This is a genomic window from Candidatus Manganitrophaceae bacterium (assembly GCA_016200325.1).
GTDB lineage: Bacteria > Nitrospirota > Nitrospiria > SBBL01 > Manganitrophaceae > Manganitrophus.
The window spans coordinates 186,579-208,933 of sequence record JACQEZ010000014.1; the positions used below are offsets into that span (position 1 = coordinate 186,579).

Annotated in this window: 19 protein-coding genes and 1 pseudogene; 6 read left to right on the forward strand and 14 right to left on the reverse strand. The window is 59.8% G+C overall.

All coding sequences use genetic code 11. The annotated features are described in order from the left end of the window. Nucleotides 1-15: 15 nt before the first annotated feature. Nucleotides 16-1,284, forward strand: coding sequence for a cytochrome ubiquinol oxidase subunit I (locus tag HY282_12440; protein ID MBI3804558.1), 1,269 nt, complete (start codon nt 16-18; stop codon nt 1,282-1,284). 58 nt (nt 1,285-1,342) lie between these two features. Beyond that, the gene (locus HY282_12445) at nt 1,343-2,680 is read left to right on the forward strand and encodes a cytochrome ubiquinol oxidase subunit I (GenBank protein MBI3804559.1); all 1,338 of its coding nucleotides are present in this window, start codon (nt 1,343-1,345) and stop codon (nt 2,678-2,680) included. A 7-nt stretch (nt 2,681-2,687) separates the two neighbouring features. Here HY282_12445 and HY282_12450 read toward each other — a convergent pair whose 3' ends face one another. The 11 genes and pseudogenes from HY282_12450 to HY282_12500 all read right to left on the reverse strand — a co-directional run bounded on the left by HY282_12450 (nt 2,688) and on the right by HY282_12500 (nt 14,656). After that, nucleotides 2,688-3,644 (reverse strand): cation transporter, encoded by a 957-nt coding sequence (locus HY282_12450; protein MBI3804560.1) that lies wholly within the window; start codon nt 3,642-3,644, stop codon nt 2,688-2,690. Between the two features lie 8 nt (nt 3,645-3,652). Further along, complete coding sequence (locus HY282_12455; GenBank protein ID MBI3804561.1) at nt 3,653-4,663, reverse strand: SDR family oxidoreductase; 1,011 nt, start codon at nt 4,661-4,663, stop codon at nt 3,653-3,655. A 145-nt stretch (nt 4,664-4,808) separates the two neighbouring features. After that, nucleotides 4,809-4,994: a hypothetical protein gene (locus HY282_12460; protein ID MBI3804562.1), complete on the reverse strand. Its 186-nt coding sequence runs from the start codon at nt 4,992-4,994 to the stop codon at nt 4,809-4,811. 23 nt (nt 4,995-5,017) lie between these two features. Next, a pseudogene (locus HY282_12465) lies at nt 5,018-5,766 on the reverse strand (ZIP family zinc transporter). A gap of 307 nt (nt 5,767-6,073) precedes the next feature. Beyond that, nucleotides 6,074-7,201: an AI-2E family transporter gene (locus HY282_12470; protein ID MBI3804563.1), complete on the reverse strand. Its 1,128-nt coding sequence runs from the start codon at nt 7,199-7,201 to the stop codon at nt 6,074-6,076. A gap of 26 nt (nt 7,202-7,227) precedes the next feature. Beyond that, the gene (locus HY282_12475) at nt 7,228-7,659 is read right to left on the reverse strand and encodes a DNA-binding protein (protein MBI3804564.1); all 432 of its coding nucleotides are present in this window, start codon (nt 7,657-7,659) and stop codon (nt 7,228-7,230) included. Next, nucleotides 7,656-10,706 carry an FAD-binding oxidoreductase gene (locus HY282_12480; GenBank protein MBI3804565.1) on the reverse strand — a complete coding sequence of 1,017 codons (3,051 nt, stop codon included), beginning with the start codon at nt 10,704-10,706 and terminating at the stop codon, nt 7,656-7,658. The genes HY282_12475 and HY282_12480 overlap by 4 nt, the downstream gene beginning before the upstream one ends. 32 nt (nt 10,707-10,738) lie before the next feature. Next, nucleotides 10,739-11,179 carry a DoxX family protein gene (locus HY282_12485; protein MBI3804566.1) on the reverse strand — a complete coding sequence of 147 codons (441 nt, stop codon included), beginning with the start codon at nt 11,177-11,179 and terminating at the stop codon, nt 10,739-10,741. 113 nt (nt 11,180-11,292) lie between these two features. Then, nucleotides 11,293-12,441 (reverse strand): mandelate racemase, encoded by a 1,149-nt coding sequence (locus tag HY282_12490; protein MBI3804567.1) that lies wholly within the window; start codon nt 12,439-12,441, stop codon nt 11,293-11,295. Further along, nucleotides 12,441-14,234, reverse strand: coding sequence for a thiamine pyrophosphate-requiring protein (locus tag HY282_12495; GenBank protein ID MBI3804568.1), 1,794 nt, complete (start codon nt 14,232-14,234; stop codon nt 12,441-12,443). The genes HY282_12490 and HY282_12495 overlap by 1 nt, the downstream gene beginning before the upstream one ends. 41 nt (nt 14,235-14,275) lie before the next feature. After that, entirely contained in the window at nt 14,276-14,656 is a 381-nt protein-coding gene (locus HY282_12500; protein MBI3804569.1) for a sensory rhodopsin transducer, read from the reverse strand. Between the two features lie 208 nt (nt 14,657-14,864). Here HY282_12500 and HY282_12505 point away from each other — a divergent pair, with 208 nt between their 5' ends. Beyond that, nucleotides 14,865-15,314, forward strand: a complete 450-nt coding sequence (locus HY282_12505; protein ID MBI3804570.1) for a DUF5069 domain-containing protein — start codon at nt 14,865-14,867, stop codon at nt 15,312-15,314. 58 nt (nt 15,315-15,372) lie between these two features. Beyond that, nucleotides 15,373-16,554 (forward strand): tRNA 4-thiouridine(8) synthase ThiI, encoded by a 1,182-nt coding sequence (gene thiI / locus HY282_12510; GenBank protein ID MBI3804571.1) that lies wholly within the window; start codon nt 15,373-15,375, stop codon nt 16,552-16,554. Between the two features lie 84 nt (nt 16,555-16,638). Here thiI and HY282_12515 read toward each other — a convergent pair whose 3' ends face one another. Together HY282_12515 and HY282_12520 are read right to left on the reverse strand one after the other, a co-directional pair. Continuing rightward, complete coding sequence (locus HY282_12515) at nt 16,639-17,061, reverse strand: CBS domain-containing protein (protein ID MBI3804572.1); 423 nt, start codon at nt 17,059-17,061, stop codon at nt 16,639-16,641. Between the two features lie 303 nt (nt 17,062-17,364). Further along, complete coding sequence (locus HY282_12520) at nt 17,365-17,649, reverse strand: helix-turn-helix transcriptional regulator (GenBank protein MBI3804573.1); 285 nt, start codon at nt 17,647-17,649, stop codon at nt 17,365-17,367. Between the two features lie 296 nt (nt 17,650-17,945). On the opposite strand from HY282_12520, the gene HY282_12525 reads away from it, so the two are divergent. Then, nucleotides 17,946-19,058, forward strand: a complete 1,113-nt coding sequence (locus tag HY282_12525) for a 3-deoxy-7-phosphoheptulonate synthase (protein ID MBI3804574.1) — start codon at nt 17,946-17,948, stop codon at nt 19,056-19,058. 26 nt (nt 19,059-19,084) lie between these two features. Here the strand turns inward: HY282_12525 and HY282_12530 are convergent, their stop codons facing one another. Beyond that, nucleotides 19,085-21,766 (reverse strand): beta-propeller fold lactonase family protein, encoded by a 2,682-nt coding sequence (locus tag HY282_12530; protein ID MBI3804575.1) that lies wholly within the window; start codon nt 21,764-21,766, stop codon nt 19,085-19,087. Between the two features lie 397 nt (nt 21,767-22,163). Here HY282_12530 and HY282_12535 point away from each other — a divergent pair. Next, the coding region (locus tag HY282_12535) for a hypothetical protein (protein ID MBI3804576.1) at nt 22,164-22,355 on the forward strand (192 nt) is incomplete at its 3' end.

The following is a 22,355-nucleotide window of genomic DNA, read 5'->3' on the forward strand; positions in this document are numbered from 1 at the left end:
TTTTTGGAGTTTTTGATGTCCGATATTTTAGAAAAACTCGGCCCCGTCCATCTTCCCCTCCTGGGGAACAGCGTCGCCGTGGGAATTTTCAGCCTGCTTCATATCGCCCTCGCGAGCCTCGCGGTCGCCTTCGTCGTCATCGCGCCGGTTTTTGAATCGATGGAGCGGGAGAACCGATTTCACGCCGACGTCGCCCTGGGGCTGACCCGCTTTACGCTGATCACCTTTACCGTCAGCACCGTATTGGCGGTGATCATGCTGGAGCTCTTTGTGGGACTCTTCCCGTTGACCAACAGCTGGGTGTTCAACCGGTTTCGGCATCCGATTTACTTCGGTGTCGCCGCCTTCTTTCTGCTGCTCTTTACCCTATACCCCTACTATCACTACTGGGAGCCGATCCGGCGGCGAAGTCGATCGCTTCATCTCACCCTCGGCTTTCTGGCGGCATTTTTCGCGTTGATCTGGGTGGCCATTTTGGACGGGATCGGCTCGTACATGCTGACGCCGGGCGGAAGGGGCCTTTTTAACCCCACTTGGATTCCGCTGATGATCCATCGGTTCTTCGGGAATTTCGTCTTCGGCGGGTTTGCCATCGCCGCCTATGCCGCCTGGATGCTCGGAAGAAAAAAAGGGACCCCTGACGAGCCGTATTATCTCCATCTCTTGAAGACCGGCTTCCTGATCGGACTCGGAGCGCTCCTGATCCAGCCCTTTACCGGACTCTTCTATGCGACCCAGATCCATCAGGCCGACCCCGCCGCTTACCAGCAGACAATCCAGGGCCGATATCAGGGATGGGTCTATCTCCAATTTGCTTTAATTGCGCTCCTCTTCGTCGGTAGCCATTTTTTATTGCGGACGTCGCGCTCAACGCGGAAAGGGACATTCCTCTCGGAAGGAATCGTCTTGTTAATCGCCCTCCTGATGGTTGTCTTCGTGGAGCTTCCGATGGTCCGTCGTCTCTTTACCTTTGCGCTCGTTGCATTGACCTTTTTTTATCTCTACAGCGGTTGGCGGGGATGGAGGGCGGCAGGAGGAGAGCAACTCAACCGAACCGGGGTTCGCCGGCTGACGATGACATTGGGGATCGTCGCTCTCTTCACCTACTGGACGATGGGAACGATCCGTGAGACGGCGCGGCGGCCTGACACCGTCCGGGGGATGATCTCATTGCAAGATGAGTCGCAGACACCGAAATTCTTTACCCGCGGCGAGACCCCGGCCTCGACCGGAACCCCCCCTCAAAAGGGAGGGACGTCGGAGAACCCGGAGCCGAGGGGATAGATGTCACCAGAGAGCCGAAGGTGCCTCTGTGTGAATTAGAATAAGAAGGAGGAAGCGGATGCCGATAGAGCCGCTGCATATTTCGATGTTTTGGGGGCGGATTGCCATTGCGGTCGCGGCGCTCTCCCATGCCCTCTTTGCCACTTTCATCGTCGGCACCTCGGTGATCGGCGCGGTGGTCGCGACGGCGAATTACCGATCGGGCGAGAAGCGGTGGCAGCGGTTGGCGCATATGATCGCCTTTACCCTGGTTCTCACTACCGGCACGATCTCTTTCATGGGGGTGGTCCTGGTGATCTCCCTCAATGTCTTCTGGCCCCATTTTTGGGCGACCCTTTTTCGAATTATGTTCTGGCCGTTTCTCTTGGAGGCCGGGTTCTTTCTCGGCGAGGCGGTCTTCGCCTATAGCTGGTATTATGGCTGGGGCTGGAGTTTGATGACCGGCGTCCGGAAGCGGGTCCATCTTGCGTTTCCCTGGCTTGCCGCCGGCTCCGCGCTGACGGCGATGTTTATGATTGATGTGACCGCCTCATACATGTTGACCCCCGCGCCGCCGGAGACCTTCTGGCCGCGCATCTTCAACCCGACGATGATCCGTCTCGATGTCCATCGCTTTTTCGGAAACCTCGTCTGGGCCGGTTTTGCATTGGCCGGGATTTCGGCGATCGGCCTCCTTCGCGCGAAGCGGGAGGAAGACCGGGTGCACTATCAATGGGCCGGTCGAGTTTTTTTCGCCATCGGGTTCGGCGCTTTACTGATCATGCCGTTTATCGGCTTTCTCTACATGCGGCAGATTCGTTACACGGAGCCGCAGGTCTTCTTCACCTTGATGCTCGGGAATCGTTCTTGGCTCTTTGATCTCGTCGCGCTCTTCTATGGCCTCTTAATCATCGTCGGCTCGTTCTATATTTATCGAATGGTCCGGTTGAGTCAAAATCGGCCGGTCTCCTTCGATGGCTTCATGCCGATCTCGCTGGCGGCGGTGATTCTCGCGGCGATCCTCTTCGCCCTTCCATATCAGCTCCATCATGTTCCATTTATTCATCTGATCACCGGGATGCAGGTCAATCCATTGGGGAAGATGCAGCCGAACAAGTATCTCTCCGCCTCCGTCCTCGTCCTCCTCGGCCTGGTCAGCTGGATCTATTATCTCGCCGCATTTCGGGGGATGGGAATTCGAGAAGAGCGGACGGAGCCGATCCGGCCCGATCGCGCCGCGCCGGGGCTGCTGATTACCCTCGCCGTGCTCTCGATCTTGATTTATTTGGTGATGGGCTATTCCCGCGAAACCGCTCGGGCGACCAACGGCTATCTGATTTACGATATGATTCGTTTAACCGACGAGCGGCCGACCTATCAACAACAAGGGACCGCATTGGCCCAACGGAAGAAATAGGGGAGGGTTATCCGGCGCGCGCTCGAGGAGGTTCTTCCTTCGGTCGGTCGGGCGCGGTGATCGATTCCGATTCGATGAAGATCCGCTGGATATCGGGAAAGCGGGTCCGGATCGCCTTCTCCAGCCGGTCGATCGCGGCCTGAAGCGCCTCGGCCGACAGCCCTTTTCGAAATTGAATTTCCATCGTGAGGAGGATCTCCGACGGTCCGAGCTGCATTGTCAATGCGCGGGTGATCCGCTCGACCGCCGGATCGGCTTCCGCCAGAGAGCGGATTCCCGCCACGATCTTCGGGTTGGCGCTCTCTCCAACCAAGAGGCCCTTGCTCTCGTAAGCCAGAAGAAGGGCGGTGACGGCGAGGATGGCGCCGATCATCACCGAGGCCGATCCGTCGATATACGGATTGTTCAAAAGATGCCCTAAGAAGATACCGAGGAAGGCGACGAGAAGCCCGAGCAGGGCGGCGGTGTCTTCGAATAAAACGGTGAAGAGGGACGGGTCCTTGCTGGAATGGATCGCCTCCCAGAGGCCGATCCCCTTTTCCTGGGTCGCTTTGAACTCGCTGTATCCGACCTGCCAGGAGAGCCCCTCGAAGATCGCCGCCAGCGCAAGAACGATGTAATTGACGAGGGGGCGCTCGATCGGATTCGGATGGAGGAGGTGCAAAATCCCTTCATAGATCGACATCCCGCCGCCGACCCCGAAGATCAAGATCGCGACGATCAGGCTCCAGAAGTAAAGCTCCTTGCCGTGGCCGAAGGGGTGATCGGTATCGGCCGGTTTGCGGCTGAGCCGGAGGCCGAGCAGCAGGAGCAGGTCATTGCCGGTATCGACCAGGGAGTGAATTCCTTCCGACAGCATGGCCGAGCTGCCGCTGATCGCTGCGGCGATAAACTTCGTCACGGCGATGGCGACGTTTCCGGCGATGGCGGCGACGATGGCCCTTCTGGAAGAGCGGGCAGGCATCGCAGCCGTCAGTCGAGCAGGGCGCCGACGACCATGGCGAGCAGCGCGACCCCGGCTGCGGCGACCCAGCCGCGGTGGAGGTCGATCGGAAGCTGGAGGCTGTAGGGTTTGGCCTGCTCGTCAAAAATTCCATGCGCCCCATGGTCGCCCGGAACCGGTTCCCAAAGATTGTCCGGCCGGTTTGGGTCGACCGGCTGGTCGGTCTGCTGTCCGGTGTAGCCGAAATCGGCGAGATACCGATCAAGGATACTTGGGATGATTTTATTTCCCTCAATCGCCTTGACCGTCGGCCAGCCGACGCTCAGCTCCCGCTGGTGATGGTGGGCGGCCCAATAAATTCCCTCGGCCGCCACCTCCGGCTGGAAGATCGGCGGGACCGGCTGGGGCTGGTTCGGCAGCCGCGTCTTGGCCCAACTGAATTGGGGGGTGTTCAGCGCCGGCAGTTGGACCATCGTGATCTGAACATGGCTCTGGTCATGAATCAGCTCGGAGCGGATCGAATCGGTGAACCCTTTGATCCCATGCTTGGCGCCGCAGTAGGCCGACTGCAGCGGGATTGAGCGATAGGCGAGCGCGGAGCCGACCTGGACGATCGTTCCCCGATCCCGCGGCAGCATCCGCTTCAGCGCCGCCATCGTCCCATAGACGACGCCGAGGTAGGTGACTTCAGTGACCCGCTTGAACTCGGCGGCGGTCATCTCCTTGAACGGGGAGAGGACCGTGACCATCGCGTTGTTGATCCAGATGTCGATCGGCCCGAACGCCGTCTCGACCGCTGCGGCGGCCGCCTCCACCCGATCGGGGTCGGCCACATCGGTCGGAAGAACGAGTGCCTCTCCTCCGGCCGCTTCGACCTCCTCGCGTGCCCCTTCGAGTCCATCGATTCCGCGCGCCAGAAGAGCGATCTTTGCTTTTCGCTCGGCAAATTCCCGGACGACGGCGCGTCCCACCCCGGCGGACGCGCCGGTGATGACGACCACCTCCGGTTTCTCATCGACTGATTTTTTGTTGTCCCGCATGAAAGATGTTCTCATCCTTTTCCTCTCCGCGAATGCATTCCGTTATTCAGCTCGAAATGACCGGTGCTTGGCATTGTTTGTATCGAGCCGATGATCTATTTTATTCGGATTCCGGGAGTCCGGACAAGCCATCGGGTCGCGCGGCCTACATCGCGGCGCCGGTGCCTTCTTCAATCTGCACATCGAGTTTCGCATCCACACGCACGACGGTGGTTTTGATCCGGCGATCGCCGACGCGGTCAAATTTCAGATCAACTCGGGCGGTTCCGACCCGGCGGAGATACGTAGCCGTTGAGGAAACGGCTATCGTGAAGATAATGGAACGATTCATCCAAGGGATCATGCCGGCCGGGCTTATTCACTCCACTTGCTCAATAGAAAGGCGGCAAGGAAGCCGATCACCGTGATCAACCCGGTGAAGTTGTGCGCCTCGGCAAAGGCCTCCGGCATCATCGTATCGGCGAGCATTGAAAGGATCGCTCCCGCGGCGACCGCGGTGGTCGCAGCGATCACGCCGGCCGAAAAATGCCGGAAGAGCGCATAGCCGATGAGGGCCGCCACCCCGGAGATCAGGGCAATCCCAAACCAGACGCCGAAGACATATCGAATCGAGCGGCCCGCCCTCTTCATCCCCGCGGCGCTGGAGAGCCCCTCCGGCAGATTCGAGAGAAAGATCGCCGCCACGGCGACCGTACTGACCACCCCCCCCGGATCATCGTCACGCCGATGACGATCGATTCGGGGATGCCGTCGAGCAGCGCGCCAAGGGCGATCGCGAGCCCGCTGCCGCTCTGATCCTTCTCCGAGGGCTGTTGGCGGCCGGAGTGTTTTCGATGCTTGGCCCCGTGGCGCGACAATATAATGTTGGCGGTGGTGTAGATGGCCGCCCCGGCGACAAAACCGATCGCGGTGAAGAGGAAGCCGCCCCGTTTATAAGCCTCATCCATCAGATCGAACGAGAGCGCGGAGATCAACACCCCCGCTCCAAACGCCATAATCACGGCGATCCAGCGCTGTCCGATTCGAACAAAATAACCGGCGGCCGCGCCGATCAGCAGCGCCGAGCCGGCCCCCCACATCCCCGCGCGCAGCCAAAGGGGCATGCTCAACCCTTTCTTCAGGAGCTTCTATCCACAACAGCCCGGCATTTCTCCAAAAGGCCGGTTTTTAGCACCTATTTTTAGCATCGATAAGAAGTGTAATTAAAGTATATAAGGAGCGGGTGGGAAGGGACAATCCTCTATTCGGATGATCGCTCTTGGCCGGCGCCCCTTCTATATCCTGATCCTTCTCACGAGCCGTTGCGCGTCGAGGGAGCATAGACACATTCCCTCCCGCACACTCGAAACGGTTCAATCCGACCTCTCTCCCACAGAGCGCTTGCAGGGTAGAAGGCCGGCGGTCGGCTTTTCATCGGCCTCGGCTCCGGCCGGCGCGCCGCCCCTCATCCGAGGGGACGGCCGATGTCTCCAGCAGATCTTCGATATAGAGCCTCTTGATGACGATCAGCGCGAGCGCGCTGATGGGCGAAGCGAAGATAAGGCCGAGCGGTCCGAGGAGAATCCCGAGCAGCACCTGCGCAGCCAGGGTGAGCGCCGGCGGGAGCGAGATCGTTTTCTCCGTCACAAGCGGGGTGAGAAGATAGCTCTCGATCGTTTGGATGGCGAGGTAGAGCAGGACCACGTAAAAGATCTTCGTCATCCCCCCGGTCGATACCATCAAGAGCGGCGGAACGGCGGAGAGAATCGGTCCCAAGTAGGGGATGAAATTGAGTATCCCGGCCAGCAGACCGAGGGTCAACGCCAGTGGAACGCCGATGAGCCACAATCCGACCGCCGTCAGCAGGCCGATCACCCCCATCGCGATCATTCTGCCGATCAACCACCACCGCAGCGTCTCTCCCAGCTCGCCGAGCAGCTCCCGGGCGCGCGGACGGAGGTCGACTGGCACCAGGCGGACGATCCCATTGAGATAAAGCGCCGGGTTGATGGCCAGGTAGAGACCGATGAAGGAGATGATGACGAGGTTCGCGATCAGACCGAATGCCGTGGAGAAAGCGCCGGTCGCGCGGGAGAGGATATTGCCGGGCCGCGCAAACCGTTCCGCCGCACCGGGCAGCTGGGATAACATCCTTCTTCCCCATTCATATCCTTCGATCCGGGCGCCGAGCTGCCGGACGATCTCCGGCAGGCTTTGGATCAACTGGTCTATTTGGGTTGCGACATCAGGCGCAAGATACCATCCCGCCAGGCCGATCAATCCAAGGAGCGCCGACACCACCAACGCCAGTGACCCGCCGCTTCCAAGCGGGGTATGCCGCTCGGCCCAGTCGCCCAGGCTCCTGAGAAAGACGCCGAGGAGGATCCCTGCAAAGAGGATGAGAAGAACCTGGGCCGTAGACCGGATCAGCAGCAGGAGAAAAATCGCCGCGACGATTCCTGCGGCCGCGGCCGTTCGTCGGAGGAAATCGGGACCGCCGGCCCTTCCCGAATAAAGGGAAAATCGCGTGTGTCGTTGAAGACCGGCTCGTTGGCGCATCTCCCTTACTCCGCGGTTGAGAGGAACTACCAGCGGATCAGCGCGAGCCCCGTGACCTCGTCGATCCGGCGCTGGAGGTGCTCCGGCGTTTCGGTCATCACTACTTCCAGCGTCGGCCAGACATGTCCGCCCAGCAGGTGGCCGCCGTGCGCCGATCCATCCGATTTCCCCACCACGACATGGGCGTGCACCTTCGGCTTCCCCTGGTAAAGGGTGATCGTCCCGACCAGCGAGAGGACCTCGACCTGCTCATCGACCGGGATGATTTTGTAATCTTTCCGGTCTGGCTCGAAGAAGCCGAGGGAGACATCGCGAAAGCCGCCGATCCCGGTCAACTGCGCCGCAGCGAGCCCGCGCTTCGCGGCAAAGGCCGACAGCTCCATCACCACCTCGTCCCCCGTGTCGAAGACGAGAATGTAAATTTTCTCTTCCTGCTGCTCGATCAATTTGTCTTTCATGCGGCGCTTCTCCTCTTCCACTCCCAAGCAAGCGCAGCGCCGGCGAGGAGCGCCCCCGCCCCCAGCAGGGGGGCCGTTTTCTTCAATCGCGCCGGGAGCGCGCTCTTTTTCCGCCCGTCCACGCCGGGCGTTTCGCCGGAGGATTCGGGCGCCGCGGGGCGCATCGCCATCTGAAGGATCTCGGCCAGGTGGTACGCTTTGCGGTTTGTCGTCTGCGCAATCTGCTCGCGGCAGCTGAAGCCGTCGGCGAGGATCAACGTTTCGGGATCGGCCTTCCGCACCGCGGGGAGGAGGACCAATTCGCCGGCGCCGATCGAGACGTCATAGTGTCCTTTCTCGAAGCCGAAGGCGCCGGCCATGCCGCAGCAGCCGGAGTCGAGGATCTGGAAATCGAGTCCGAGCCGAGAGAGGACCTTCTCCTCGTCATCGAATTTCATGATCGCCTTGTGATGACAATGTCCGTGGACCACCGCTTTGCGGGCCAGCGGCGTCGGCTGAAAGTGCGCCGCTTTCTTTTCGAGGAACTCGCTTAACGTGAAGGTCTGCCGGGAGAGTCGCTTCGCGTCGTGATCATTCGGAAAGAGGTTGATCAGCTCGTCCCGAAAGGCCGCGACGCAGCTCGGCTCCAACCCGACGATCGGGGTGCCGGCCTCGATCTCGGTCTGCAGAGCGGTCAGCGTCCGGCGCCAGAGGCGTTGGGCAAGGTCGAGGAAGCCGAAATCATAGAGCGGTCTTCCGCAGCAGAGCGACGCGCGCGGGATCGTCACCTGATAGCCGGCCGCTTCGAGAACGTCGACCGCCGCCTTGGCGGTATCGGGGAAGAAGTAGTTGTTGAAGGTGTCGGGCCAGAGAAGGACTTTCGGCTTTCCGGCATTCCGTTGCGGGCGCTTAACGAACCAGCGCTTAAACGTCTCGGGCGCAAAGGCGGGGATGCGCCGCTGCGGCGCCATCCCGGAGAGCCATTTCGCGACGCCGCTCAAGCCCGGCGTCTGGGTGAAGAAGTTCGCCAGCCCCGGCATTTTCGACGCGAGCCGCGCCCACCAGTAGATCAGCCCGAAGCTGTACGCGGAGACCGGCCGCAGCCGCCCTTGATAATAGTGGGCGCGGAACTCGGCCTTGTAGGTCGCCATATCGACATTGACCGGGCAGTCCCCTTTGCAGCCTTTGCATGAAAGACAGAGATCGAGCGCCTCTTCCACCTGATCTTCCCGCCAGCCGCCGGTGAGCACGTCGCCCTGGAGCATCTCGAAGAGAAGATGGGCCCGTCCGCGGGTTGAATGCTTCTCTTCGCGGGTGACCCGATAGCTCGGACACATTGTCTTCCCGATCTCCCGCCGGCACTCGCCGACGCCGACGCAGCGGAGCGCGGCATGGGCGAAGCTATGATTGTCGTCGGGAAATTGAAAATAGGTGTTTGGCTCCGGAGGATTGTAGGAGGTGCCGAGGCGCAAATTCTGATCGATCCGATAGGGCTCCACCAGCTTGCCCGGGTTCATCTTCCAATCGGGGTCCCAGATCGACTTGAATTCGCGGAACGCTTGGATCAACTCCTCGCCGAACATTTTCGGCAGCAGCTCGGCGCGCGACTGGCCGTCGCCATGCTCCCCGGAGAAGGAGCCGCCGAGCCGGACGACCAGATCGGCCGCATCTTCGATGAAGGCACGATAAATTTGAATTCCCTCGGCCGTGACCAGGTCGAAGTCGATCCGGGTATGAAGACAGCCCTGTCCGAAGTGGCCATAGAGGGCGCACTTATAGCCATGGCGGTCGAGGAGCTGTCGGAACGCGCGAAGGTATTCTCCGAGCTTCTCCGGCGCGACCGACGAGTCTTCCCATCCTTCCCAGGTAATCGGCTCTTCGGGAACGAACGCCGTGGCGCCCAATCCAGATTCGCGAATCTCCCAGATCATCTTCTCCCGCTTGGGATCGTCGTAGAGCTCCATCGACGGCGGGTGTCCCCGTTTTTTGAGATCGTCCATCGCGCGGCGTGCCCGATCATCCGATTCTTTCCGGTTCTCTCCGCCGAACTCCGCCAGGAGCCATCCGCCCCCCTCCGGCAGGAGCGGAAGGTCGCCCATATGAAGCCCTTTCCGCCGCATATAACCGACGAGATGATCGTCGATCCCTTCCAGACCGATCGGTCCGTAAGTGAGGATCTCGGGAACATGATCGGCGGCGGTGTAGATATCGGGATAGCCGAGGACCAGAAGCGATCGGCCGGGAGGGCTGTGGACCAAGTGGGTCGTCGCCTCCAGGACCGTCACACAGGTGCACTCCGAGCCGACGAGCGCGCGGGCGACATGAAACCCTTTTTCCGGAAGAAGCCAGGGAAGGTTGTAGCCGGAGACCCGACGAGGGATATGCGGATATCGTTTCCGGATCAAATCGGCATAGCGGTCCCGGAGCGACTTGAGCTTCGCATAAATTTCGCCTCGGCGGCCTCCTTGCCGGATGATCCGCTGAAGTTCTTCTTCCGATGTCGCGCCGACCTGCATCCGAACGCCGTCATAGGTGAGGATGTCGAGTGACTCGATGTTGTCGTCGGTCTTTCCCCCCATGAGGGAGTGAACGCCGCAGGAGTTGTTGCCGATCATTCCGCCGAGGGTGCAGCGGTTGTGGGTCGAGGGATCGGGGGGAAAGGTGAGGTGATGCCGCTCCGCCGCATTCCGCAAGTCGTCAAGGACCAGGCCGGGCTGGACGCGGGCCTCTTTTTTCTCGGGATCGAGCGCTAAGAGATGATGTAAATATTTCGAGAAGTCGATCACCACAGCGACGTTGCAGCACTGCCCGGCGAGGCTGGTCCCGCCGCCGCGGGCCAGGATCGGCGCGCCGAATTGACGACACACGGCGATCGTCTCGATTACCTCTTCGATCTTTTTTGGGATCACCACCCCGATTGGCACCTGTCGGTAGTTGGAGCTGTCGGTGGCATAGAGGGCGCGGCTGCCGGCGTCAAAGCGGACCTCGCCGGTAATCCGGGAGCGCAACGCTTCGGCGAGGGCGGCCGCGTCTGTCTCAGCGCGATCGATCGGGGCGATCTTTCTCATTTCGGTCTCTCCTTATTCGATGAGGCGCTCGATTAGGCGGCTCTGCGTCGGCCGATCGCCTCGGTCCGGCCGATCGGCTCCGGTCGGCGTTTGGCGTCGACGCTGATTCGCCCGGGACCGGCCTCCATCACATAAAGGAGGCCTCCCATGATGGCGAGGTTCTTCATAAAGTGGATCATCTGATTCGGGTCGGCAAAGTTCGTGTGAAAGATCAGGGTGGTCGGGATCATAAAAATAAAAAGGGCCAAGGTCCCCCAGAATGTGAAGGCGCCGAAGAGAAGCGAGAGCCCTCCGCCCATCTCCAAAATGATTGCGCCGATGAGAAAGAAGCCGGTCAGCGGCATCCCCATCTGAGACATATAGCCCCGCGTTTGGCCGGGCGCCATGATCTTGCTGAACCCCGACAGCAGGAAAATCGCCGCAATCAAAATCCGCTCGGCGAGAGCGAGAGAGTCGTGCCGATCGTATTTCATGAGAGCCTCCGTCATGAGAGAAGTGCGGATTGCAGAGTGAAAGACGAAGGAATGAGAGGCTAAACAGAGTTGCTCTTATCCCGAAATCCGAAATTCGCACTCCGAAATTGTTTTCATTCCACCGCATACTTCGCCGCGTCGGCGCGCTTTAGCTCCAGGCCCAGTCCCGGACGGGAGAGGTCGGGTTTCAGCACTCCCTTGACCGGGGTTCGGGCGCCATCGAAGAGCATCTGCTCGATGCGGGCGTGATCATGAAAATATTCGACATGGACCGCCTGGGTCAGCGCGCAGCAGGGGTGGGTGTGAAGGGACGGCCCGGTGTGGGCCGACAGCGGCATCGAACGGGCGGCGCACAAGGCGCTGACTTGTAGAAATCCGGTGATTCCGGCGCAGCGGGTGGCATCGGCCTGCAGCACATCGACCGCGCCGGCGTCGAGCATCCGCTCGAAATAGGGGAGATCATAGCCGTACTCGCCGGCGGCGATTGCCATCCCGGCGGGGCCGCGATCCCGCAGCAGCCTCAGCCCTTCGAGGTCATCGGAGGAGACCGGCTCTTCAAACCAGGTCACGCCGAATCTGGCGAATGCTTCGGCCATCGCGAGCGCCTCTTTTCGGCTATAGGCGCCGTTGGCATCGACAAAAAGTTCCGCATCGGGCCCGAGCGCCTCACGGGCGGCCCGGACCCGTGCGACATCTTGATCGGGATGACGGCCGATCTTCATCTTCACCCGCGAGATTCCTTCCGCCGCCCAGCCGCCGAGCTGCTTTTTGAGCTGGGGGATCGAATAGGAGGTGAACCCGCCGCTGCCGTAGGCGGGGATGCAGTCGCGGACCGCGCCGAGCAGGGTGACCAGCGGCAGGCCGAGGAGCCGCGCCTTCAGATCCCAAAGGGCGTTGTCGACGGCGGCGATCGCCATCGATGCAATCCCAGGCCGTCCCAAGTTCCGAATGGACCGCACCATGTCGAGCCAGCAGCCGGGGAGGGCCATCGCATCCGATCCTTGGACTTTGTGGGCCAGCACGTCCCGGATCAGCTGGGCGGTGGCGGTATCGGCGTAGGAGTAGCCAAGGCCGCGGACGCCGCCGCCGGCCGCTTCAACGAGGACCAAAGTCGTCTGATCCCACTCGAAGGTGCCGTCCGATTCGGGGAAGTCGGTCGGAATCCGATAGACCGACACATCGACTTGGTCGATCGGTACCGGACCCGGTGTCGGGTCCGAAAGAGGGTCGGAGCGGGCGGATGCGCCGGAGCGGGCCGTCATTATTTCCCTCTTCGCGGGATATATTGATCGACCATGTCTTTGAATGATTGCCGGATCACCCCGAGCGCCTCGGCGTCCCCTTTTAACAACGAGAGGGCGAACGACTTCGCCTGCTCGATCGTGATGTGGGGGGGGAGCGGGGGGACATTCGGATCGGTGACGGCCTCAACGACGACCGGCCGATCGGCCAGGCGCGCCTGCTCCCAGGCGAGCCCGACGGCGTCGGGGGAATCGACCCGAATTCCCCGGAGGCCGATCGACTCGGCGTATTGCGCATAGGGAAAATCGGGAAGATCCTGCGACGGCTCGAATTTCGGGTCGCCGACCATCGCGCGCTGCTCCCAGGTCACCATGTTGAGGTCATGGTTGTTTAACACCAAGACGGTCAGCTGCGGATTGCGCCACTGCCGCCAATATTTGGCGACGGTGATCAGCTCGTTGTTGCCGTTCATCTGCATCGACCCGTCCCCGACAATGGCAAAGACGGGGCGATCGGGGAAGGCGAACTTCGCGGCGATCGCGTATGGCATCCCCGGCCCCATCGTGGCGAGGGTTCCCGAGACCGAGGCCATCATCCCGCGTCGGATTTTGACGTCGCGGGCGTACCAGTTGGTGACCGTCCCGGTGTCGCAGCAGATAATCGCGTTGTCCGGCAGCCGCGGGGAGAGCTCCCAGAAGACCCGCTGCGGATTGAGCGGATTCGCCGTGTTCATCGCGCGCGCTTCGAGCACCCGCCACCAGTCGGCGACGCTCTCTTCGATTGCCTCCCGCCATTCGCGATTGTCCTTTCTTCTTAAATAGGGCATCAGCGCCCGGAGCGTCTCGGCGCTGTCTCCGACGAGATTGACCTCCATTGGATAGCGCATGCTGAGCATCCGGGCATCGAGGTCGATCTGCACCCCGCGCGCCTGTCCCTCCTTCGGCAGAAATTCGGAGTAGGGGAAGCGGCTTCCGATCATAAAGAGCGTATCGCAGCTCTCCATCATCTCCCAACTCGGCCGGGTGCCGAGAAGGCCGATCGACCCGGTGACGAACGGCAGGTCGTCCGGGAGGGCCGCTTTGCCCAAGAGCGCCTTGGCGACGCCGGCGCCGAGGAGGTCGGCGACCTCGATTACCTCGTCCGTCGCCTGCAGGGCGCCGGCTCCGATCAAAATAGCAACCCGCTCCCCCGCGTTGAGCACCTCCGCCGCACGGCGCAGGTCATCCTCGGCCGGAACGACCCGCGGGTCGGTATGACCGATCCCGGAGAGGATCATCCCATGCTTTCGCGGCGGGTGCGGCACCGCTTCGAGCTCCTGCACATCGCCTGGGATAATCAAACAGGTAACGGTCCGCTCCGCTTTGGCGATGCGGATGGCGCGGTCGATCAAATGGCGGATTTGCACCGCGTCCATCGCCGTTTGAACATACTCGTGCGCCACATCTTTGAAGAGGACCTGAAGGTCGACCTCTTGTTGGTATTGGCCGCCGATCGCGGTGCGATGCGCCTGGCCGACAATCGCCAGGACCGGTTGGTGATCCATCTGGGCATCGTAGAGGCCGTTGAGGAGGTGGATCGCCCCCGGCCCCGACGTGGCCAGGCAAACGCCGATGTCGCCGGTAAATTTCGCATGGGCGCAGGCCATGAAGGCCGACATCTCTTCATGCCGGACCTGGATAAATTCCGGCCGGTCTCCGGCCCGCCCGAGGGCCCCCATGATGCCGTTAATGCCGTCGCCGGGGTAGCCGTAGATCCGGGTGATGCCCCACTCGAGCAGCCGCTGAACCAGAAAGTCGCTGACCGTTTTGCCCATGGACACTCCTCCTTCTCACTTTATATTTCGCTTTGATTCGCTTATTCGTTGCCGGCGTAGGCGATGGTGGTCATCAATGCATTCTCGGCTTGGCGGGAGTCGAGCCGCGTGTGTTGAACCACAATCGGAACATCGGACTCAATCACGCTGGCATAGTCGGTGTCACGCGGAATCGGTTTGGGCGTTTTGAGGTCGTTGAAACGGACATGTTGCGTCCGCCGCGGCGGAACCGTGATCCGGTAGGGACCGACCGGCTCCCGGTCGCTAAAGTAGATCGTGATCTCGATGTGCGCCTCCTGATCGGCCGTATTGAGGAGACAGACCGTTTCATGGCTGGTCATCTGCGGCGCCGGTCCGTGACTCCCCTCCGGGATGTATCCTTCGGCGATGGCCCAGCGTCTTTTTCCGATCGGTTGTTCCATGATCCTCTCGTTTCAAACCGTCCTATTAAAAATTCTATAGAGAAAGCGGGGGGGAGGACAATTAACCCATTCGGATGATCACCCTTTGTGTGAGGAAAAGACGCCTTAACGCTCATTCAATCCTCCAGGGTCGATTGAAGCTGCGCGGCCGATACGCTACACTCGAAGGGACAGACAAATGCGATGCAATATAATGGAGGTCATACCGATGACAATCAAAGCGCCCGATCTGACGAAGGAATTTCCGAGAAGTCCGCATGAGCGACTCGGCGGTTATGCCCACCTGGCCCGGATGACCGATAAAGCACGGGCGAAGGGGGCGGGGACATTGGGAGAATACATCTATCCCTGTCCGCTCGACCAGCTGCTCCTGGAGTTCCTCGGCATCGATCCGAATGAATTTTTGAAGACGGCGACGGCGCAGGATGACCGCGGACTGGTCGAGTGGGTCGGCCGGAATGCAAAGATGCATACCCCGGAGCAGATCGACGCTTGGAGCCGTGCGTTTCTTAGCCGGAACCCGGACAACGAGGAGAGCCGGCAGCGTTTCCTCAAAACCCGCGAGCGGGTCGCCCCGAACCGCACCGACATCACGAGCTGGATCGACCTCCTCGATCTCGAAGAGGGGAGAGCGGTCCCGCAGCGGACGATCCGGTAACGATCCGGTGGGAGATCACCCTTGGCATCCGAGTGTGAGCATGATATGATGCGCGGCGATGGAACCGATGCCGCCGAACAGCCTGATTGTGCATTATCATGAGATTGCCCTCAAGGGGGACAACCGTCCCCTCTTCGTCCGCCAGCTGATCGAAAACATGCAGAAGGCGACCCGGAGCCTCGGCGTTCAAAAGATCGTGGCGCCGCGCGGCCGGCTCCTGATTTTTCTCGAAGAGGGGGCCGATTGGAACCAAATCGTAGCGCGCCTCAAGGTTGTCTTCGGGATTGCCAATTACGCGCCCGCTTGGCGGCGGGCGACCCGCTACGAGACGATCGAAGAGACGATCGCGGCGCTCGTCGCGCAGCGCTCCTTCTCCAGCTTTAAAATTGCCGCCCGGCGCGGCGACAAGAGCTATCCGATCCGCTCCCAGGAATTGAATGAGCGGCTCGGCCGGTTTGTTCAAGAGCGGACCGGCGCCCGCGTCGACCTGGAGGCGCCGGAGCGGACCTTCTTCGTCGAGATCCTTCCGAGGGAAGCGCTCATCTATGTTGAAAAATTCAGGGGCGCGGGAGGGCTTCCGGTCGGGGTGTCGGGACCGATTGCGGCGCTCCTCTCCGGCGGGATTGACTCTCCCGTCGCCGCGCAACTGATGATGAAACGGGGATGCACCGTCTCTTTCATCCACTTTCACAGCCATCCGTATGTCACACGCGCCTCTTGGGAGAAGGCGGAGGAGCTGGTCGAGCACCTCACGCCGTATCAGTTCCACTCGCGGCTCTATGCGGTCCCGTTCGGCGAGCTGCAACGGGAGATCGTGACGGTTGCCCCGCCGGCGCTGCGGGTCGTTCTCTATCGCCGCTTTATGGTGCGGATCGCGCAGGAGCTGGCATTGCGCGAGGGGGCCAAGGCGCTCCTCACCGGAGAGAGCGTGGGGCAGGTTGCCTCGCAGACGTTGGAGAACCTGGCGGTGATTCAAGAGGTGGCAACCCTCCCGATCCTTCGTCCGTTGATCGGTTTTAACAAAGACGAGATCATCGCCGTCGCTCAGGAGATCGGGACCTACTCGATTTCGATTCAGCCCGACCAAGATTGCTGCCGGCTCTTTATCCCGCCGCATCCGGCCGTCCGCGCCCGTTTGGAAGATCTCCGCCGGGCGGAGGCCAAATTGGATATCGATGGATTGGTCAAGCAGGGGCTCGGGGGGATTGCGATCCGTGAATTTCGTTTTGGAGAAGGATGAAAAAGGGGATCAGGAAAAAAGGGTGCGGGTCGTCCCGCACCCTTTTTTTATAGATTCAAATGGCTGTACCGGTTTCCAATCTGTTTACGCCGCCGGTTTGGAGATTTTTTTAATCGTTTCCGTGACCTCTTCCGGCTCTCCGAGCTTCAACGCAATGTCGGCCTGTGCAATCATCCCGACCAGCCGGCCTTGGTCATCGACGACCGGGATCCGTCGGACCTGGTGCTCTTTCATCAAATCGGCCGCCTTCTGGACATCATCGTCCTGCTTACAGGTCACGAGATCCTCACTCATACATTCCGAGACCTTCACCTCTTGGGGGTTTCTCGCTTCGGCGATCACTTCCAGACAGAGATCCCGATCGGTGACGACCCCTTTAAGCTGATTCTGCTCGACCACCGGAACAATGCCGACATCTTCGTCCCGCATGATTCGGGCCGCTTCGACGGAGCTGGCCGAGGGAGCGCAAGCGCGGGGATTCGGCGTCATTACATCTTTGCATTTCATTGATCACACCTCCTTGTCGTTAAATATGGATGATCAGATCGAAGCTGCACTCGAGGCAGAGGTCCCATCGGCTGCTCAGCCGACCGACCGGCCGCACGGATGCTGCCTTCAATTTAGTATACGGCTGCGGTCGGGTGACGAGTCAATAATCCAGAGGGGCATCGCCCGTCGGAGGGGAAGCGCTTCGAAGCGAAGCAGAGTCGATGCCGGGAAGCGGAGATCGGTTGAAAAATTCCGCGCTGGATAAGGTCCAGCGCGGTTATAAGGACGGCAACAAAATAGAGGGGACCGGTATGAAGGGCGCTATTTTTTGTCTACTTTAATGACGATAATCTCTTTGTGGACTGCGTAGCGGATCAGATCGGAGATGTTCCGGAGGGCCAACTTGTTCATGATATTCGCGCGGTGGGTTTCAATCGTCTTTACTTTGACCTGGAGTTTCTTTGCGATCTCTCGGTTCTTGTACCCTTCGGCGACGAGCTGAAGGACCTCTTTTTCCCGCTCACTGATTCTCCTTGCTCGGATCAGCTCGGGTTCAGCGTCTTCTATGATACGGGTTTTTTTCTTTTTCTTGACAGCCGCGGTCATTGCGATGTTCCTCCGTTATAAGCTTTTTCTAAAGATGAGGCCGCTTGATCGAGCCGATTCAATACTCTGATCGATCACGCACCTCAGAATTTTAATGTATCTACGGGATGAAATTCTACATATTAACCCCCTCGATGTCAAAGCATATTTGCACGGCAGCGACGTGCATCCGAGAGCGGCGGGGGAGGACCGAAGGCTGATCTGCGGACAATCTAACGGGAACAGGATTGACATGAGGGGGTGGTTATGGAAGAATCACCGGGATTTATAACCGATTCATAAAAGGACCGCCGACGATGCTTCTGATTTTGCACCCCAGCTTTGATGAAAACAACGAGGCCTTTCAGCAGACATGGGCCTATCTAAACAGCCTTCCCGGCATTCGCATTCAAAAGCATATTGTTCAGGGAAAGGAGCAGCGACTCACCGAGATTTATCTCATCGGCGATACGTCAAAGCTCGACCGCGAAGTGATCGAGACCCTTCCGGCGGTGGAACGGGTGGTGCGCATCTCGGAAGAGTATCGCATTCTCGGCCGGCATAAAGACGGCCGCCGCGCGATTGGATTTGACTACAATGGGATTCGGTTCGACCAGGACAATCTTCATGTCTTCGCCGGCCTGTGCGCCGTCGATACACGCGAAAATGTCGAGGCGGTGATGAAGACGCTCTCGGCGCATCGCCAGCTCTGCACGCGGATGGGCGCCTATAAACCGAGAACCAATCCGTATTCATTCCAGGGACATGGGAAGGGCTGTCTTCCGTATACCTTCGAGCTGGCGGGCAAGTATGGGATTCAGGTCATTGCGATGGAGGTGACCCATGAGAACCATGTCGACGAGATCGACGAATGCCTGGAGCAGACTGGCCGTCCGACCGGGGTGATGCTGCAGATCGGCACCCGCAACACCCAGAACTTCGAGCTGCTCAAAGCGATCGGCCGGCAGACCCAATATCCGGTTTTGTTAAAGCGAGGCTACGGTATTTCGCTCACCGAGTCGTTGAATGCCGCCGAATATTTGGCGAGCGAGGGGAATGCGCAGGTCGTCTTCTGCCTGCGCGGGATGCACAGCTCCTTCGGGGCGCCCCATCGAAACATGGTCGACTTCGTCCAGGTTCCGGTCCTCAAGCGCCTCACCCGAATGCCGGTGGGGATCGATCCCTCCCATGCGATCGGCAGCCGGGACGCTTCCCCCGATGGACTGCTCGACCTCTTTCACGCGACGGCGCAGGGGGTGATCGCCGGGGCCAACCTCATCCTCGTCGATATCCATCCCGATCCACTCCGGGCCTTGGTCGACGGCGCGCAAGCGCTCCGGCTGGAGGAGCTCCCCCACTTTTTGGAAGATGTCCAAATCGCCCGGGAGGCGTATGAGAAGCGCCGCCGCCGGGTGCAGTCGGCGTCCTAATCGCCTCTCGGCGTTTTATCTTTCTATTAAGGTATGACCGGCGTCACCCGGACCGACCGGGTCGTCGTCCCCGCAGAAAACCGTCCCTCCTGCGTCAATTTTCCGCTGCTTTGATCAATCTGATAGACAAAAACGTCGTTCGTGTTGAGGTTTGCCACATAGACGAATTTGCCGGAGGGATCGACGACGATCGAGCGCGGCCCTGAGCCGGCAGCGATGCTGCCGAGCGACGTCAACGCGCCGGTCGTGCCGTCGATCCGATACATGGAGACATTACCGGTTGATGAGTTGGCCGCATAAGCAAACCGGCCGGAGGGATCGACCGTGACCGAGAAGGGACGGGTCCCCGCCGCGATGGAGCCGGTCTTGGTCAGTTTTCCGGTAGAAGTATCGACCGAATAAAACCAGACGGTATTCGCATCATAGTTCGCCGTATAGGCGAATCGGCCGGAGGGATGGAACGCAATCGAATTCGGTCCCGCGCCGGCGGCGGTCTGTCCAATGGGGGCCAGGTTTCCGGTCGATCCGTCGATCCGGTAGAAAAAGAGGTCGCTCGAAGAGGTGTTGGTGACATAAACGAACTGGCCGGAAGGGTGAACGGCGACGCAGATCGGGCTGACGCCTGCATTGATCGTTCCGATCAGGGCCAGGGCTCCGGTCGACTGATTGATCCGGTACATCCAGACATCGGTGGTCGAATTCTCGTTGGCCACGTAGGCAAATTGACCGGTCGGATCGACGGCAATGGAGTAGGGAGAGGTGCCGGTCTGCGCCGTCCCGACCGATGTTAAGCGTCCGGTGCTCTGATCGATTCGATACATCGAGACGGTGTTCGCCGCAAAATTGCCGGCGTAGACAAATCGCCCTTTCGGGTCGACGGCGATTGAATAAGGCTGAGAGCCGCTGGCAATCGATCCGAGCTTCGTCAGAAGCCCGGTGGCAGGATCAACGCTGTACATCGTGACGTCGCTCGATCCGGAGTTGGCCGCATAAGCGAAGCGGGGGATTGAAGCGGCGTCGGAGCCGACGACGATGCTCGTCTGGGTCGAGGCGGTCGCTCCCTGATCATCGGTCACCGTCAGCTTTGCGGTATAGCTTCCCGCATTGGAATAGGTGTGCTGGACGGCGGCCCCTGTTCCGCTGGCGCCGTCGCCGAAACTCCAAATATAGCTGGCGATCTTTCCGTCCGGATCGGAGGAGGTGCCGCCGTTGAATTGGACGGCAAGCGGCGGGGCGCCGGAGGTCGGGGTGGCGGTCATCCGCGCCGTTGGAAAGAGGTTGCCGACGCCGTAAACCGCGATCCGGTCGTATTTCACCCCGGTATTATAATTGATCAGTCCGGGGACCCCGGTGAGAATTCTGGAAGCGCTGCTATCGGTAAAGCTGAAGAGCGGCGCGCCGTCGAGGGAGACCTCGAGGTTCACCGGATTGCTTCCGGCCACCTTTAGATCGATCGTGTAGGCTTTGTTGGCGACGATGCTCGCCGCCGCCGATTTCAACAGTGTCCACTCGCCTCCATTCCGTCTATAAAGGTTGACCGTCCCGCTGGTGGAGAGCTGGAGGGAGTAGAGGTTCATGGCGAAGTTGTCATCCGTCTTCCCTCGGGCGACAATTCCGGAATAGACCGATCCGGCCGGAATAATCATCACCGATTCAACGACATAATCATTCGTTCCCAAGCCGGGCGCGATGGCCGCAGCCGTCGCCGATCCGGAGGAAACGGCAAAAGCGCCGTCGGTCGTCATCCCGCCGGCAACCAGCCGCCAATTCGATCCAAGGCTGCCGGTTCGGTTGAATTCATCCGAAAAGAGGGTGGCGCTGCTCGATGTCACGGTCACGGCGCGCTGCGCCGACCCCTTGGCCCCCTGTGTGTCGGTGACGGTGAGGGTGGCGGTGAAGGTGCCGGCGTCGGCGTAGGTGTGGTCGGTAATCGGCCCGGACCCTTTCGCTCCATCGCCGAAATCCCATGCATAGGTCGCCACGCCTCCGTCCGGATCGGAAGAGCCGCTTCCGTCGAAGTGGACCGCCAGCGGCGGCGTTCCGGAGGTCGGAGTGGCCGAGATCTTTGCGACCGGCGGCTGATTGGTGGTGGAACTCGATGCATCTAGGACGGTGAAAAGGTCATATTTTACATTTGGATTATAATTAATCAGTCCCGGAACCCCGGAGACGATTCGGGAGGCGGAGCTGTCGGTGTAGCTAAAGAGGAAAGCGCCTTGCAGGTCGGCTTCCAGATTGACCGGATTGCTGCCGGTGGCTTTTAGAGCGAGCGTATAGGCTTCATTGGTGACGATGCCGGCAGGCGCCGATTTGAGCAGCGTCCAGACCCCCACATTTTTTCTGTATAGGTTGACCGTTCCGTTGGTGGAGAGCTGGAGAGAGTAGCAATCGGAGGTGAAGCTGTCGTCGGTCCTCCCCCGGGCGATGATCCCGGAATAGAGCGAGCCCGCGGGGAGGGTCATGACCGATTCGACGCTATAATCGTCCGTTCCGACTTTTACGACCAGAGCCGCCGCATTGGCATTCCCTCCCGAGATGGCCAAATCGCCGTCGGTGCTGAAACTTCCGGCGGTGATGTTCCAGGAGAGACCCAATCCGGTCGTTCGGTTGAAATTATCGCTAAAAAGAATGCCGGCGTGTCCGTTCTGATAAAAAAAGATTCCGAGCAGAAGAAAGACCCAACCCCACCATCTGAATCGTACGTTCATAAGTTCCTCTTTTGCAAGAAAGTTGCAGATTATTTCATTGAGAGACAGGGTGCAGACGTCGAAAAACCCGGTCCTACGCTAGGGAATGAGCAATATCCCCCACTGGGAAGAAATGGCCCGCGAAAAAAATAAGCTATAAACACTACATAGCAAAAAGGATGCCTCCTTGGAATAAAGGGGTCGTGATCGATCCGTCGTGATCGGTCCGTAATGCGGAGATCGGTTTATTTGGATGAGCTGTTTTTTGAAGGTTGCTTGAAGGTTTCGCATTCGGTATGATATTTGAAGGTTACAGCGAGTGAGAAGATCGCCTTTTCCAAGAGATCCTTTGCCAAGCTAAAGACAATCTGGAAGAACGATATCGAGAATGACGGTTTAATCTGATGAGGGGGGAGAGATGGAGGAAAGTCACGGTCAAAGCCGGCTGCTCGGTTCCGAGGGGACGGAACAGATGGAAGTTTACAGTGACATCAAGCGAGCGGATTACACGAAAGAGGCTGGGGTATATGATCAGAAGCGTTTTTTGCACGAAGCGGGGCGGTTTTATGCTGATTTATCCAACCAGATCATCTTTGATTTACTGGATGCC

Coding starts and splice junctions, on each gene's coding strand:
- HY282_12440 (MBI3804558.1), top strand. CDS start 16: ATGTCCGATATTTTAGAAAAACTCGGCCCCGTCCATCTTCCCCTCCTG.
- HY282_12445 (MBI3804559.1), top strand. CDS start 1,343: ATGCCGATAGAGCCGCTGCATATTTCGATGTTTTGGGGGCGGATTGCC.
- HY282_12450 (MBI3804560.1), bottom strand. CDS start 3,644: ATGCCTGCCCGCTCTTCCAGAAGGGCCATCGTCGCCGCCATCGCCGGA.
- HY282_12455 (MBI3804561.1), bottom strand. CDS start 4,663: ATGCGGGACAACAAAAAATCAGTCGATGAGAAACCGGAGGTGGTCGTC.
- HY282_12460 (MBI3804562.1), bottom strand. CDS start 4,994: ATGAATCGTTCCATTATCTTCACGATAGCCGTTTCCTCAACGGCTACG.
- HY282_12470 (MBI3804563.1), bottom strand. CDS start 7,201: ATGCGCCAACGAGCCGGTCTTCAACGACACACGCGATTTTCCCTTTAT.
- HY282_12475 (MBI3804564.1), bottom strand. CDS start 7,659: ATGAAAGACAAATTGATCGAGCAGCAGGAAGAGAAAATTTACATTCTC.
- HY282_12480 (MBI3804565.1), bottom strand. CDS start 10,706: ATGAGAAAGATCGCCCCGATCGATCGCGCTGAGACAGACGCGGCCGCC.
- HY282_12485 (MBI3804566.1), bottom strand. CDS start 11,179: ATGAAATACGATCGGCACGACTCTCTCGCTCTCGCCGAGCGGATTTTG.
- HY282_12490 (MBI3804567.1), bottom strand. CDS start 12,441: ATGACGGCCCGCTCCGGCGCATCCGCCCGCTCCGACCCTCTTTCGGAC.
- HY282_12495 (MBI3804568.1), bottom strand. CDS start 14,234: ATGGGCAAAACGGTCAGCGACTTTCTGGTTCAGCGGCTGCTCGAGTGG.
- HY282_12500 (MBI3804569.1), bottom strand. CDS start 14,656: ATGGAACAACCGATCGGAAAAAGACGCTGGGCCATCGCCGAAGGATAC.
- HY282_12505 (MBI3804570.1), top strand. CDS start 14,865: ATGACAATCAAAGCGCCCGATCTGACGAAGGAATTTCCGAGAAGTCCG.
- thiI (MBI3804571.1), top strand. CDS start 15,373: ATGGAACCGATGCCGCCGAACAGCCTGATTGTGCATTATCATGAGATT.
- HY282_12515 (MBI3804572.1), bottom strand. CDS start 17,061: ATGAAATGCAAAGATGTAATGACGCCGAATCCCCGCGCTTGCGCTCCC.
- HY282_12520 (MBI3804573.1), bottom strand. CDS start 17,649: ATGACCGCGGCTGTCAAGAAAAAGAAAAAAACCCGTATCATAGAAGAC.
- HY282_12525 (MBI3804574.1), top strand. CDS start 17,946: ATGCTTCTGATTTTGCACCCCAGCTTTGATGAAAACAACGAGGCCTTT.
- HY282_12530 (MBI3804575.1), bottom strand. CDS start 21,766: ATGAACGTACGATTCAGATGGTGGGGTTGGGTCTTTCTTCTGCTCGGA.